General features: G+C 69.3%; 9 protein-coding genes. 1 reads left to right on the forward strand and 8 read right to left on the reverse strand.

Annotated elements, in window-relative coordinates:
- Positions 1 to 266: 266 nt before the first annotated feature.
- From holA to ACTWPW_RS09215, 3 genes are all read right to left on the reverse strand, one after another.
- On the reverse strand, positions 267 to 1,250 hold the full coding sequence (gene holA / locus ACTWPW_RS09205; RefSeq protein WP_375119377.1) for a DNA polymerase III subunit delta: 984 nt from the start codon (positions 1,248 to 1,250) through the stop codon (positions 267 to 269).
- Between the two features lie 261 nt (positions 1,251 to 1,511).
- Entirely contained in the window at positions 1,512 to 2,039 is a 528-nt protein-coding gene (locus tag ACTWPW_RS09210) for a hypothetical protein (protein ID WP_443168439.1), read from the reverse strand.
- Positions 2,040 to 2,203: 164 nt separating this feature from the next.
- Complete coding sequence (locus tag ACTWPW_RS09215; RefSeq protein WP_443168440.1) at positions 2,204 to 4,447, reverse strand: arylsulfatase; 2,244 nt, start codon at positions 4,445 to 4,447, stop codon at positions 2,204 to 2,206.
- 517 nt (positions 4,448 to 4,964) lie between these two features.
- Here ACTWPW_RS09215 and ACTWPW_RS09220 point away from each other — a divergent pair.
- Positions 4,965 to 5,168: a hypothetical protein gene (locus tag ACTWPW_RS09220; protein ID WP_375119376.1), complete on the forward strand. Its 204-nt coding sequence runs from the start codon at positions 4,965 to 4,967 to the stop codon at positions 5,166 to 5,168.
- A 127-nt stretch (positions 5,169 to 5,295) separates the two neighbouring features.
- Here ACTWPW_RS09220 and ACTWPW_RS09225 read toward each other — a convergent pair whose 3' ends face one another.
- The 5 genes from ACTWPW_RS09225 to hflX all read right to left on the reverse strand — a co-directional run bounded on the left by ACTWPW_RS09225 (position 5,296) and on the right by hflX (position 13,984).
- Positions 5,296 to 8,115, reverse strand: a complete 2,820-nt coding sequence (locus tag ACTWPW_RS09225) for a ComEC/Rec2 family competence protein (protein WP_443168441.1) — start codon at positions 8,113 to 8,115, stop codon at positions 5,296 to 5,298.
- Between the two features lie 442 nt (positions 8,116 to 8,557).
- Entirely contained in the window at positions 8,558 to 8,971 is a 414-nt protein-coding gene (locus ACTWPW_RS09230) for a helix-hairpin-helix domain-containing protein (RefSeq protein WP_443168442.1), read from the reverse strand.
- Between the two features lie 831 nt (positions 8,972 to 9,802).
- Positions 9,803 to 10,519 carry a DegV family protein gene (locus ACTWPW_RS09235; protein ID WP_443168443.1) on the reverse strand — a complete coding sequence of 239 codons (717 nt, stop codon included), beginning with the start codon at positions 10,517 to 10,519 and terminating at the stop codon, positions 9,803 to 9,805.
- 394 nt (positions 10,520 to 10,913) lie between these two features.
- Positions 10,914 to 12,122, reverse strand: a complete 1,209-nt coding sequence (gene hutI, locus ACTWPW_RS09240; protein WP_364133489.1) for an imidazolonepropionase — start codon at positions 12,120 to 12,122, stop codon at positions 10,914 to 10,916.
- 449 nt (positions 12,123 to 12,571) lie between these two features.
- Positions 12,572 to 13,984, reverse strand: coding sequence for a GTPase HflX (hflX, locus tag ACTWPW_RS09245; RefSeq protein ID WP_375115949.1), 1,413 nt, complete (start codon positions 13,982 to 13,984; stop codon positions 12,572 to 12,574).
- Positions 13,985 to 14,072: the final 88 nt, after the last annotated feature.

Consider the following 14,072-nt stretch of genomic DNA (forward strand, 5'->3'; position numbering starts at 1 on the left):
CGCGCCTGCAATAGTGAACATCTGCGGCCACCCCTCTTCTCCGGCGTCTTCTCAACACCGAAGATGAAGGCGGTGGCCGCTCCCGACTGACACGACACGCCGTAGCGCGGCAGTCACATTCCGGTACGTCCCGTTACATGGTGATATGCCACAACATCGGGCGCGATCTGGACGCACCTGCACCGATGCCCGGACCTGCTTAAATCGCAAGCTAAGCCCAGCCCGGCCCGACGCCCGCCGGAACGGCCTGAATGGCGATCGTTCGGCTACCGGCCTGTTCGGTTGGCCACGATGACCTGGACCGTGTGCTCCAACGCGTAAGCCGGGTCTGCTCCCCCGCCCTTGACCTGCTCATCGGCGCTGGCCACGGCCTGGATCGCCCTGGACAGCCCTTCCGGCCCCCAGCCGTTGAGCTGCCGCTTCACCCGGTCCACCTTCCACGGCGGCATGCCGACATGGCTGGCCAGCTGCCCACCTCGGAGGTTGCGCGGCGCGCTGCCGACCTTCGCCAGCGACCGCAACCCACCGGCCAGCGCACTCACCAGCAGGACGGGCGCGACCCCGGTGCCGAGAGCCCACCGCAACTGCTCCAGAGCATCGGCCAACCGCCCCTCGATCGCCGAGTCGGCCACGTTGAAGCCGGTGACCTCGGCCCGCCCCTTGTGATAGCGAGCGACCGACGCCGCACCGATCGTCTTGTCCTCGCTGTCGAACGCCAGCTGATTGCACGCCGCCGCCAGCTCCCGCAGATCGTTCCCCACCGCGTCGAGCAACGCCTGGGCCGCGTCGGCGGAGATGTTCCGCCCCGCCCGCTTGAACTCGCCCTTGATGAAGTCGAGCCGCTCCCCGGCCTTGGTGACCTTGTTGACCGTGATCACCTTGGCCCCGGCCTTCTTCACCCCATCGACCAGCGCCTTCCCCTTCACCCCACCCGGATGGGACAGCACCATCACGGTGTCGTCGGAAGGCTGCTTGGTATAGGCCACGATCTCGGTGATGACGTCCTTCGGCAGATCCTGGGCGGACCGGATCACCACCACAGACCGATCCCCGAAGAGCGAAGGCGAGGTGAGCTGCGTGAGCTCACCGGTCGTGACCTTGCCCCCCACAAGATCATGCACATCCGAGCCGGGGTCGGCCGCCCGCGCCGCCGCGACGACACCACTCACTGCCCGGTCGGCCAGCAGCTCCTCATCGCCGAGGATCAAGGTCACAGGTGCTGGATCGGTTCCCGCCATGTCAGGCAGCATGCCATGCGCCGCCGACAACCTGGTACTCGATCGCTCCCCGGCCGCGCCCTCACCAGGATGGGCCTGATCGCCCGAATCATCAATCGAGGCGATCCACAGGTTTCGATCATTGCTCGGGCCACCGAACGACGTTCAAGGTGGCAGTGCGATGCGATTGTGGTCTTGCAACTCCCCGGCGCGGGCCGAAAGCACCGCACCACCTCACCCTCTGGCCCTTTTCGGATTCGTGGCGGTGGGCCGCCGAGAGTGTCGGTCGGGACGTCACTTGACGCGGCGCCAGTAGGCGAGCTGGTGGCTCGTGCTTTTGACCACATGCGGCGGGGACTCAGGCTGCGGCCAGATCTGCAGCAGGTAGCAGTCGACGACGGCATCCTCCGGGGCCAACATGTTCACTTTGTTGCCCTCGTCCATGTTCACGCCGTGATAGCGCAGCCGATACCACCCCGGTCCCGAGGACAACTTGGGTAGCAGGTGATCTCCTTCGCCTGACCATTCGGCTATGCGGAGCCATTCCGACTGGGCCCGGTAGCTGATCTCTACGATGTCCTCGTACCCATCGGTGTCCGCTCCCGGGTCCTCATCGGACACGACCACCGAGAAGCCGACCGGACCGCTGCACAGGCCCGTGATCAGGAGAGCCTTGCCCTCCTCCGCTGACACTCGGATGATCCCCACGGGATGCACAGGATCGTCGTCAGGACGGTCCTCCATGACCGGGATTTCCTCGTATCCGTCGACGAGGTATGCCTGCCTGTATGAGACGTGAAGGTCGTACGACACGGTCGGCATGGGGGCCATGGTCGCCAAGACTATGATCACGGGCTGACGTTTTCGATCGGCCTGCAGCGAGGACGCCATGATGCGCTTGGGCTCGTGGTCGCAGAGGGCTCTGAGGTACGGAGCCCAACACCGGCCGCCGCCCACCGACCAGCCACTACGGGTTGCGGGATCGGTCAGTCGGCGTGGAGGGCGGCTTTGGCGTCGGTGAGGGGGTCGGGCACCGAAGGGCCGGGCGTCTGGAGGCGAACGGAGAGGAGGCGTCCGTTCCAGGGCGACGGGGTGCGGTAGCGGTCGGACACGGGCAGGCCGGCGTCGTGGCCCAGGCGGAGACCGGCGCCGCCATGCTGGAGGGCGAAGGGAAGCAAGCCGTCGAAGGCCAGGGTGCCCACCACAGCGTCGTCCTGGATCAGGTGGAAGGCGGGGCGGTCTGGGCCTGTGGCGTGGGCAATGGCCAGGCTGTGGCGGCCGGGCGGCACAGGCCGATCGGCGACGACCTCCAGCAGTCCGTCAGCGCGGGCAAAGGTGAAGGCCAGGCGTCCTTCGGTGACGTAAAGGGCGAAACCGCCGTGCCAGTCCCCCAGGGCGAACAGGACCCCGTCGGGAACGTCGGCAGCCTCCACCTCGGCGGTGAATCGGAAGCCGCCGAAGAGCATGGGGAGGGACTCGTCGCAGATGGGAGAGGCGCCGGGGCGGAACGTACGATCGTCGCCCGCGGACCAGACCGGGCCGATGAGGGCGCCGAAACGGTCGACGAGGTTGTCGTAGAGCGGCAGAACATGGTTGCGCTCGGCCTCCCGGTCCCACAGCCGCCGGAGTTCGGCGACCACCTCCGGATGCTCGCCGGCCACGTCGGTGGATTCGGAGAAGTCGGCTGACAGATCGAACAACGCCCAGCGGTCGTCCTCAAAAGCGCGGCTCCCGGTGAGCAGTTCCTCCTCGTCGAGGATGCCCGCGGAGACGTGGTCGGTGGTGGCCTTCCACCGTCCGTGGATGAGGGAGCGGGAGCCCAGCATCTCGAAGTACTGGGTGTCGCGCGGCGCGGCCGCCCCGGCGTCGTCGAAGGTGGCACGGAAGCTGGCCCCGTCGATCTGCTGCTGGTCGATCCCGTCCACGACGTCCGGCGCCTGGATGCCGATCGCATCCAGGAGCGTCGGTAACAGGTCGTTGACGTGCACGACCGGCGCTCGTACCGCGCCATGCTCGCGGATCCCGGCCGGCCAGTGGACGATGAGCGGGGTACGCGTCCCACCGAGCCAGGTGTAGCGCTTCCACAGCCGGAACGGGGTGTTGCCGGCCCACGCCCACCCCCACGCGTAGTGGTTGTAGGTGCGGGGGCCGCCCCAGTCGTCGTAGTGGGCGAGGTTGTCCGCCAGGGACTCGCGGACGCCGGCGGAGAACCGGTGCTCGTTGACACTGCCGTCGAGGCCGCCTTCGGCGCTGGCCCCGTTGTCGGAGAACAGCACGACGATCGTGTTGTCGAGTTGTCCGGTCTCTTCAAGATGGTCGAGCAGGCGGCCGATCTGGGCATCGGTGTGGGTGAGGAAACCCGCGAAGACCTCCTGCTGGCGGGCGTACATGCGACGTCGGTCGGCGCTGAGCCCCTCCCAGGCAGGCACCCAGTCCGGGCGCGGCGTGAGAGCGGTGCCGGAGGGCACGACGCCCATGTCGACCTGGCGTCGGAAGGTCTCCTCCCGCCAGGCCTCCCATCCCTGGTCGAAGCGGCCACGGTACGGCTCGACCCATTCGGGCGTCACATGGTGCGGGGAGTGCAGGGCGCCAAGGCCGAAGTAGAGGAAAAAGGGTTTGCCCGGTGCTGCGTGCTGCTGATCATTCAGGTAACGGATGGCGCGGTCGGTCAGGTCCTCGGTGAGGTGGTAGCTCTCTTCCGGGGTGGCGGGCGGGTCGACGTAGTGGTTGTCCTCCACGAGGTTGGGGGCGTAGTGGTTGGCGTCGCCCTGCAGGAAACCGTAGTAGCGCTCGAACCCGAGGCCGAGCGGCCAGTGACTGAACGGACCGGCCGCCGAACGTTCGAAGCGCGGCGTAAGATGCCACTTGCCCACGGCCAGGGTGGAGTAGCCGTTGTCACGCAGGATCCGCGGCAGGGTCGCCGCCGACCGCGGGATGCGGGCGGTGTATCCCGGGTGATCCAGCGGGATGTCGGTGAGGAAACCCATGCCGACCGCGTGGTGATTACGTCCGGTCAGGAACGAGGCGCGGGACGGCGAGCAAAGAGCGGTCACGTGGAACCGGTTGTAACGCAGCCCTCCGGCAGCCAGCCAGTCCATGTTGGGGGTGGCGATGTCAGAGCCGAAACAGCCGAGCTGGGCGAAACCCGTGTCGTCCAGGACGATGGCGACGATGTTGGGCACACCGTCCACCGGCCGGCCCACCCTGCGGAAGATCGGTTCTGAGGTCATACGGTGCTCCTGGAAGGTCGACGGGCACTCAACTCGGCGACGGCGGACGGGTCGACGTCGCTACACGGGACAACGTCGGTACGCGGAACAGCATCGTTCCGCCAAACCGCGCCGCCCCTAGAACGGCGTCGTTTCGGTGGAACCGCGCCGGTCCCCGGGACCTCGCTGCCCGCCAGAAGTGCCCAACTCCCCGGAACCACGCCAGGCCCAAGCACGAGCCGTTCCCCGATACCACGCCACATCCCGGAACCACACCGCTCCCTAGGGCCACGCCGCTTCTCGGAACCACGCCGGCCGCGGGACCGCGCCGCTTCCCCAGACCAAGCCGCTCCCCGGGCGAGAATGCGGATTGAGCAGGAGACCGAACGCCCGCCGCGACAACCATGATCGTAAGGCTGAAGATACCCGCGAGAACGGCCAAAGCAAGGTCGTCGGACAAGCTCAATGCGGCGCAATGCGACGATGAGCAACGCCTCATGGTGCACAAGCAGGCAGGGCGCTTGTGGGGTGAGCGGCCATGCCGCGCTCCCACCGGGCCGGCAACCCACTCGCCGACGCACTCCAGCTCGCTGCCCAAGCGGGCGTCGGAGTCCGCCTCCAACTTCCTCGGGCCACCGCCGCCCTGGCCGGGCTCCGTACCACCGCCACCGCCACCACCGCCCTGACCGACCTCCGTACCACCGCCACCCAGCGACCCGCACCGCGCTCACCCACCTCCTAGCGACCCGTACCGCTCCCCACCTCCCGGCGACGTTGCGGCCCTGCTCCAGGGCTACCCGCCGCCCCGCCGACGAGGACCTGGTGACATGTACCGCTAGTGCCTCACCTCCCGGCGGCCGGTGCTGCTGCTACGGCCCGCGCGGGACCACCGCCATCCGCCCGTCCCCCGCCTCCACCACCGCCAGGTCCCCCGACTGATCGGTGCGGTAGACGGTGAGCCCGAGCCGCCGCAGAAGCCCGAGTGTGGACATGGCGGGATGACCGTAGTCGTTGTCGGCTCCCACACTGATCAACGCGGCTCGCGCACCAAGCGACGCCAGGAAGGCCGGAGACTGCCGGTTCGACCCGTGGTGCGGAGTCTTGAGGATGTCAGCCCGTACGGCGAGCCCGCGCAGCAGTTCCTCCTGCGCCTCCGTTTCCAGATCGCCGCCGAGCAGGATCGATCCGGATCGCCAGCGTACGTGCATGACCACGCTCAAGTTGTTGATCGCGCTGCCCTCGCCATATCCGTTCATCTCGCCATGAGCGGGATCCGGGGCCAAGACGGTCAGTTCCGACGGCCCGAACCTCCAGCGCGTCCCCGGTGAGGCCGTCCATTCGGGTATCCGGCGATGCGCCAGCGTGGCTGAGACACGTGAACCGGCCCTGTCACCGGCACGCAGCGGGCTGACGACCACCGCGCCAACGCGCCTGTTACGGAGAACACCCGGCAGGCCATCCACGTGGTCCGCATGGGGATGGGTGAGAACGAGCAACGGTACGTCCTCCACACCGAGTCTTCGCAGGCACCGATCCATGGCGACCGGGTCAGGTCCCGTGTCGACCACGACGCCTCGCCCCGGTCCGGCCGAGACCACCAGGCCGTCTCCCTGCCCCACGTCGCACATCACCATGAGCCAGCCCTTGGGAGGCCATGGACCGGCGATGGGCCGGACCACCAGCACCGCCACCAGGGCGGCACCGGCCGCTGTCGCTGCGATGACGCGCCAGGCCCGGCGTCGCAGGATCGGGATCGCCACGGCCACCGCGAGCAGGAGCAGGCCCAGCCCAGGCAGTCCAGCAGGCCAAGGCACGGTGGCGAACGGAAGGTTCACCGCCCACCGGGCCACCGTGACGATCCAACCGACCGCGTAACCGGCCGGGATCACGAGCAGCCGCGCACCATCAGGCCACAGGGGTGCCACCAGAGCGGCGCCGAAGCCGAGCAGCGTCGCGGGCGCGACTGCCGGTGCGACCAGCAGGTTGCCGATCACCGCGACGGGCGTCAGCTGTCCCGACATCAGGACCAGCACAGGGGTCACGGCGACCTGCGCTGCCGCCGGCACAGCCACTGCCTCGGCCACCCAGCGGGGTAGCCGGTACGTCGGCTTGTCCGAGGCCGAGTTCCCAACCGAGGCCGGTCTCTGGGCCGAGGCACCACGGGGCGGGGCCACACCACCGGCTGAGGCCTCACCTCGGGCGGAGGCCTCACCACGGGCCGGGGCCTCACCACGGGCTAGGGCCTCACCACGGGCTAGGACTGCGCCACGCACTGGGGCCGTACCACGGGGTGGGACCGTACCACGGGGTGGGGCTGCGCCATCCGCTGGGGCGGTGGCGCCGACCGGAACCGGGCTACGGACTGGCACAGGGCCGAATCCGGGGGTCGAGGCACCATCCGAAGACTGAGCACGGCCCAAAGCCGAGGCATCGAGCGGTTCAGGGCCGCCGTCCCGGTGTTGGTGAGGTTCGGTGCCAGGTGCTTCCGATGGGGCGGCCTCGTCTTTCGAGCCTGACAGCTTGTCTCGCCAGCGCGGTGCGAGGAGGAGGATGCCTGCTGTCGCGGCGACCGAGAGGGCGAAACCGTAGGAACGGGCAAGTTCGGGGGCGAACAGCACCAGGAAGAGGACCGTCGCTGACAGGGCCGCGAAGCCGTCCTTCGAGCGGCCTGTGCCCATGGCGATGGCTGCTGCCAGGCCCATCAGAAGAGCTCGCAGGACGCTCGGGGAAGGGCGCGCGACCACGGTGAACGCGAGCATCGCGACGGCGGCGAACACGGCTCTCACGGGGAGGGAGAGGCCGATCAGGCGGGAGAGTGCGAGGGTCGCACCCGCGACGATCGCCAGATTGGCGCCGCTTACGGCGTTCAGGTGGCTCAGGCCGGCTTCTCTGAGGTCGGAGGTCACCTGGGGGTCCATGCGGGACACGTCACCGACTACCAGGCCGGGGAGGAGGCCGCGCTGGTCGGGTGGCAGCACGTCGGCGGCGGATCGCAGGCCCGATCTGAGGGTTCCCGCTGCGGTCTGGAGGCTGGATGGGGGTGTCAGGACTCGTGGTGGCTCTCGGACGAGCAGCGTGGCGGCTACCAGGGTGCCAGGGGTCGGTTGCGCCAGGCGGCCGGTGACCTCGACGTGTTGGGTCGGCAGGAGGGTGTTCCAGGCTCGGCCGGTGGCGAAGACAGTGATGGGAACGTTGATGGCTTCTCTGGTCGTGGACGTCTGGATGATCTTTAGGTCTGCGGAGATCACGTAGCTTTCTTGGTTGAAGCGTCCGTTTCCCTTGGGTCTGCGCTTGGGGTCGTCGGTCAGCGCGATCTGGGCGGTGATGAATGCGTTCTGGGCTGCGAGTTCTGCTGCTGGGCCCGTGGTGATGGCGTGGATTCGGAGGGCGACCGAGGCTGCGGCCGCGGCTGCGCAGATGAGTGTGGCTATGGCGATGTTCCGCCATGACCTCTGCCTGGCCCCGCGCCAGCCGGTCCGTTCGGCGCCCAAGCTGGTGGGAGCAGCGGCCCGACATTCGGTGCGGTAAGCGTCACGGCATTCGGTGCGGTCGGCGTGCTGGCGATTGGTGCGGTCGGCGTCCTGCCGTTTGGTGGGGTCGGCGTTATGACGCTCGGTGTGATCGACCGCTGCGCGAGTGAACCAGGCGGTCGCTGCTGCGCCGAGGACGGCGGAAGCGGCGACGATCATGCCGGTGCTGGCTGGGCATGCGAGGAGGGTGAGAGCGCTGGCCCAGGCTGCTAGAGCGGGGAGGGTGAGGGGCCAAGCGTGGTCGCGCGCGCTCGAGGCGGGATCCGAGTCCGGATCCGAGGAGGGGCCAGCACTGGGGTCGAGGCGGAATCCAGCGGCATGGCCCGAGTCGGAGGCGGGGTCATGACAGGGTGCGCAGCCAACGTCAGGGCATGGGGCGGGGACGGCGTCAGGGCATGGGGCGGGGGCAGCGTCAGGGCGGGGGGTGGGGGCAGCGTCGGGACAGGGGGTAGGGGCAGCGCCGAGGTGCGGGCCCGGGCTGGGGTTGGCTGTGGGGGTGTGGTCGTGCGGGTGGTGCCCTTCGTGGGGTTGATCGCCGGAGAGCTCGTGGGCGTTGTCGGTACGTGCTGGGCCGGTGGGTTCGATGGGCGGGCCGGGCATGTCAGACCCGGACCTTTGGTTTGATCTCTTCGAACCTTCTTGAGCCGATACCGCTGACCTCGCGGAGTTGGTCGACGGTGGTGAAGCCGCCGCGGCTGGTGCGGAATTCGATGATGCGTGCTGCCAGGACCTCTCCCACGCCCGGAAGCTGCTCCAGTTGGTCGGCGGTGGCGGTGTTGAGGTCGAGGATGGCGGTGGCCGGGTCAGCTGCGGGAGAACCGGCCACCGCCTGGCCCTGGGTGGCGCCCACGACTATCTGCTCGCCGTCGATCAGGCGTCTGGCCAGGTTGAGTTGTCCCGTGGAGGCTCCTCGGGACACCCCTCCGGCGGCGGTCACGGCGTCCGCCACCCGGGATCCTGAGGGGAGGAGGTAGACGCCTGGTTCGCGGATCTTGCCGGCTACGTGGACGGTCACCTTGGCGGTGGTGGGGGACGGGGTCAAAGGCGTGATCGAGGCGATCGGGGTGGGTGGTGGGAGGGGTTGGGGGGAGGGTTGCGATCGCCAGACGAAGAAGGCTGCTACGGCCGTGGCGAGACCGCCTACGGCGAGTAGGACGCGTATGCCTGGCCTGCCTGGGTCGAGGGCGGGGCTCTGGGAGCTGAGGATCTTGTGGAGTCTTTTGACCGAGGCTGGTAGCGGGATGGGGGCGGGCCTGGACGGGGGCTGGGGTGTGGGCGGGGGGTCCTGGGAGATGTTGTCGTTGTTGGTTGTGGTGTGCGTGGCGGTGGAGGGGTCGATCCACTTCGTCCCGTTTCGCAGGGAGGTTGGGGGTGTCGAGGCGGAAGCTCCCTCCTGCCAGTTCTCCGTGGGGGCTGAGTGGTGGGTTTCCCTCCGGGCTCCGGGTCCGCTTCCCGTGGCCCACGGCGGGCGGCCCAGGAGACGGCGGGGGCGGCGGGCAGGGGCCGTGATCGACCGTAGCCGGGATTCGGCTATGGCCCGCTCTGCCGACGGATCGGGGGTTCGCACGCAGGCGACGGTATGGCCTGGGAGCCAGCTGGAGAGGACCCGAGCGGCGTTCTGGGGATAGCGGTAGGAGTGGGGGACATGGCTGTGGACGGCGGTGGGAGCGGGCGCTCAGGGCAAGGGACAGGGGGGTTGTGGGAGGGGGCGACGCGTCTGGGATGGCGATGGTCGCGGCTTGCCGGCCGGTAGGGGGTGGTGGGGTGTCCCGTTCGATACGTGGCCGACAGGGCGGTCATGGGACTTATGGCAGAGGGTGCATGGTCACGCGAACCGGCAGGGTGGCTAATGGTCGCATGACGTGACGGTCAGGCCGAGCATGCCCGGCCCCACGTGTACGCCGATCACCGCCCCCACCTCCACCACCCGCAGGTCCACCAGCCCGGAGATCCGCTTCGGCAGCCGCTCCGCCAGCGCCTCGGCCCGTTCCCTCGCGCCAAGATGCTGCACCGCCACCTCGACAGGGCCGTCCCCCGCTGCCCGCACCGCGAGGTCCTCCAGGCGGGCGATGGCGCGGGCGGCGGTACGGACCTTTTCCAGGAGGGAGATGCGGCCGTCCACGACGTGGAGCAGGGGCTTGATCATGAGGGCCGAGCCGACGAGGGAGGCGGCGGCGCCGATGCGGCCGCTGCGGCGGAGGTAGTCGAGGGTGTCCACGTAGAAGAACGTGCGCGTGGCCTCCATGCAGCGGCGGGCGGCCGCCGTCACCGCCTCCAGGGAGGCCCCGCTCGCGGCGGTACGGGCGGCGGCCAGGACCGGATAGCCCAGGCCCATCGCGATCGAGCGGCTGTCGATCACTTCCACCGGTACGGGGGCGTCGCGGGCGGCGGCCCGGGCGGATTCGATCGTGCCCGAAAGTTCACCTGATACGTGGATCGAGACGATCGCCGTGGCTCCGGCGGCGGCCAGGTCCGAATAGCACGCGGCGAAGCGGGTCGGCGATGGGCGCGAGGTGGTGGCCGAGGCGAAGTCTCCGGTGAAGGAGCCCTCGTCGAACGACACACCGCCGCCTGTGGGCCGCCCCGATGTGGCCGCATGGACCGTCTGCGAGGGGGTCGTCACGTTGGATGGCCGTGTCGGGCCGAGGTTCGCCGGGCCCGGAGGGGTTGCGGACCGGATCGAGGGGGCGCGCCCAGCGGTTGCCGGAGGCGCTGGCGCGGCGGGAAGAGAAGGGGCGGAGGCTGAGGGAGTGGTGATGACGGGAGCGATGGCGGCGGGTGACGTGGTGCCGGGTAACGTGGTGCCGGGTGACGTGGTGGTGGGCCGGGAGGTGCCGGCATCAGCGGGTGGTCGTGCGATCACCTGTACGGGAACCACGGCCACACCATCCACAGACCCCAGGTAAGCGGTTGAATCCGTGACAACAGCGACCAACGGCGACATAACCCGAGATTAACTACTGAACGGGCGTCCCACCCCGCCATACCCGACGCGGCTTGAGTCCGAACGACCAGGCGAAGGCGCCCTCGTGGTCGGCGTCCCACTGCACGATGTCCGCCAGCCGCCCCGGAGCCAGGACCCCGCGGTCCGGCGCGCCCAGCACCGTGGCGCCGCCGAGGGTGGCCGCGCGGAGCGCGTCGTTGACGCTCATCCCGAACGCCGACACCGCCATGGCGATCACCAGGGACATCGAGGTGATGCCGCAGTAGCCGGGGTTGTGGTCGCTGCCGAGGGCGATCTGGACGCCGTGCTTGATCATCTGGCGGACCGGCGGGAGGTGGCCGCGCTGGAGGGCGGTGGCCGGGCAGACGACGGCGGGCACGCCGTAGCGCGACATGATCGCGATGTCCTCGTCGGACATGTGGTGGAGGCCGTCAGCCGACGCGCAGCCGAGCTCGGCGGCCAGCTGGACGGCGCCGCGGCGGCTGTAGGTGCCGGCGTGGATGCGCGGCAGCAGGCCGACATTGCGGCCGGAGGCGAGGACCCAGCGGGACTCCTCGGTGGTGAAGTGGCCCTCGTCGCAGTAGACGTCGACGCTGTCGGCGCCCGCCGCGGCCGCGTCGGCGCACCAGGCGCCCACGGCCTCGACGTATTCGCGCTGCCTGCCGAAGTATTCGGGCGGCACCACGTGCGCGGCCAGGAACGTGACGTGCACCCGCGGCATCATCGGCTCCTTCTCCAGCTCGCGAAGGAGCCGCACGTCGGCGAGCTCGCCGTCGCGGGTGAGGTGGTAGCCGGTCTTGGCCTCGACGGTGGTGGTGCCGCTGAGCAGCCAGCCGCGCAGCCGCTCGCGCACGCCGTTGCAGAGCGTCCACGGGTCGGTGCCGCGGGTCACGGTGACGGTGGAGCCCACGCCGCCGCCCGCCGCGGTGATGGAGGCGGAGGTGGAGCCGCCGGTGCGGATGGCCAGCTCGGCGTAGCGGTTGCCGGCGTAGACGGGGTGCGTGTGGGCGTCGATGAGCCCGGGCGTGACGAGAGCGCCGCCCAGGTTTTCGACGTGGTCGACGTCGACGATGTCGTCGACGACTCCGGGAACGCTCTGCGGCAGGTCGGGCGCGCGCCCGACCCACGCGATGCGGTCGTTGTGCACCAGGATGGCGGCGTTGCTGAGGACCTCGTTGCCGGTCCAGAGGCGGCCGATGTTGGTAAGGAGCCGAACGGTCACCGCATCACCACCCAGCACGACCCCCAGGGCATGCGCAGAGCCCAGCGCACGGCCTGGGCCGCGCCCACTGAGTCCGCTCCGGGTCCGGACGACATGGGGGGTCTCCTGCTCTCATCCGCATCAGTGCGGTGACCGTATCGCCGGACGCATGATCCGGCGATTTCAGTTCAGTTACGTTATTTCACATGTTGGGCTGCTGTACAGGGTTATTCGGAAGAAAGACCACTCATCCCACGCGTCACGCAGCCCTACCTTGCCCCCATGACCCCCGCTGACGACTCGACCACCTGCAGTCAGCATTGAAACCAGAACCCAAACCAAAGACCAGACCAACGTTAGGTCTGGCCAATCCTAGCAATCCCAGGGTTCGGGGACCACTGCCGCTTTTGGGCAGCTCTGCGCGCTTTGCGGCGAGAGCTGCCCAACCATGCCGGACAGCGAAGAAAGGGCTAGGAGACGCGCTCCACCGGCTTGCCCACGCGCAGCAGCTCCTGGGACAGGCTCGGAAGCACCCTGGCGTGCAGGATCGTGCCGTCCTCCACGTGGTCCACCGAGAGCACCTCGCCCTCCTTGTGGGCCCGCGAGATCAGGTCACCCCTGTCGTACGGCACCAGCAGATGGACCTCGTGGTCCAGCCGCGGCAGCCGCTCCTCGATGAGCCTCAGCAGCTCGGGAATGCCCTTGCCCGTGCGCGCCGAGACCACGATGCTGTCGCGCTCGCGCCTGGCGATCCGGTCGAGCACCTCCTGGTCGGCCGCGTCGGCCTTGTTGATCACCACGATCTCGGGCACGTCGGGAGCGCCCTCGATGTCGGCGAACACCTCGCGCACCGCCGCGAGCTGCCCCTCGGGGTCGGGGTGCGAGCCGTCCACCACGTGCAGGATCAGGTCGGCGTCGGCGACCTCCTCCAGCGTGGAACGGAAGGCCTCGACGAGCTGGTGCGGCAGGTGCCGGACGAAGCCGACGGTGTCGGCGATCGTGAACAGCCTGCCCTCCGGCGTGCGCGCGCGGCGCACGGTCGGGTCGAGGGTGGCGAACAGCGCGTCCTCCACCAGCACGCCCGCACCGGTGATGCGGTTGAGCAGCGAGGACTTGCCGGCGTTGGTGTAACCGGCGATCGCCACGGCCGGCACCTCGCGGCGCTGGCGCTGGTAGCGCATGGTGTCGCGCGAGGTGGACATGCCGCTGATCTGCCGGCGCAGCTTCGACATCCGCTCGCGGATGCGCCGGCGGTCCAGCTCGATCTTGGTCTCACCGGGGCCGCGGCCACCGATGCCGACACCGCCGGCGGCGCGACCGCCGACCTGCCGGGACAGGTTGCCACCCCAGCCGCGCAGGCGCGGCAGCAGGTAGGAGAGCTGAGCCAGCTCGACCTGGGCCTTGCCCTCTCGGCTCTTGGCGTGCTGGGCGAAGATGTCGAGAATCAGCGCGGTGCGGTCGATGACCTTGACCTTGACCGTCTCCTCGAGCTGGCGGAGCTGCCCGGGGGCCAGCTCGCCGTCGCAGATCACGGTGTCGGCCCCGGTGGACTCGACCACGTCACGCAGCTCCAGGGCCTTGCCCGAGCCGATGTAGGTTGCCGGGTCGGGCTTCTGGCGGCGCTGGATGAGCCCGTCGAGCACCTGCGACCCAGCCGTCTCGGCCAGGAGCTTGAGCTCCAGGAGGGAGTTTTCGGCGTCCTCCGAGGTGCCGGAGGTCCAGACGCCGACAAGGACGACCCGCTCGAGCCGCAACTGCCGGTACTCGACCTCGGAGACATCCTGGAGTTCGGTGGAGAGGCCCGCCACGCGCCGCAGCGCCTGGCGCTCCTCGAGGTCCATGTCGCCGGTCTCGAACTCGTCGAGCGCGGTGTATTCGTGCATTCGTGTCATCTCTATTAGGGAACGTCTGGACACCTCGATGTCTTCCCACGATGGTGGCATGACATCCCCGGCGCAATCACCTGGTTAT

Source organism: Nonomuraea sp. KM90 (genome assembly GCF_052246675.1).
Taxonomy (GTDB): domain Bacteria; phylum Actinomycetota; class Actinomycetes; order Streptosporangiales; family Streptosporangiaceae; genus Nonomuraea.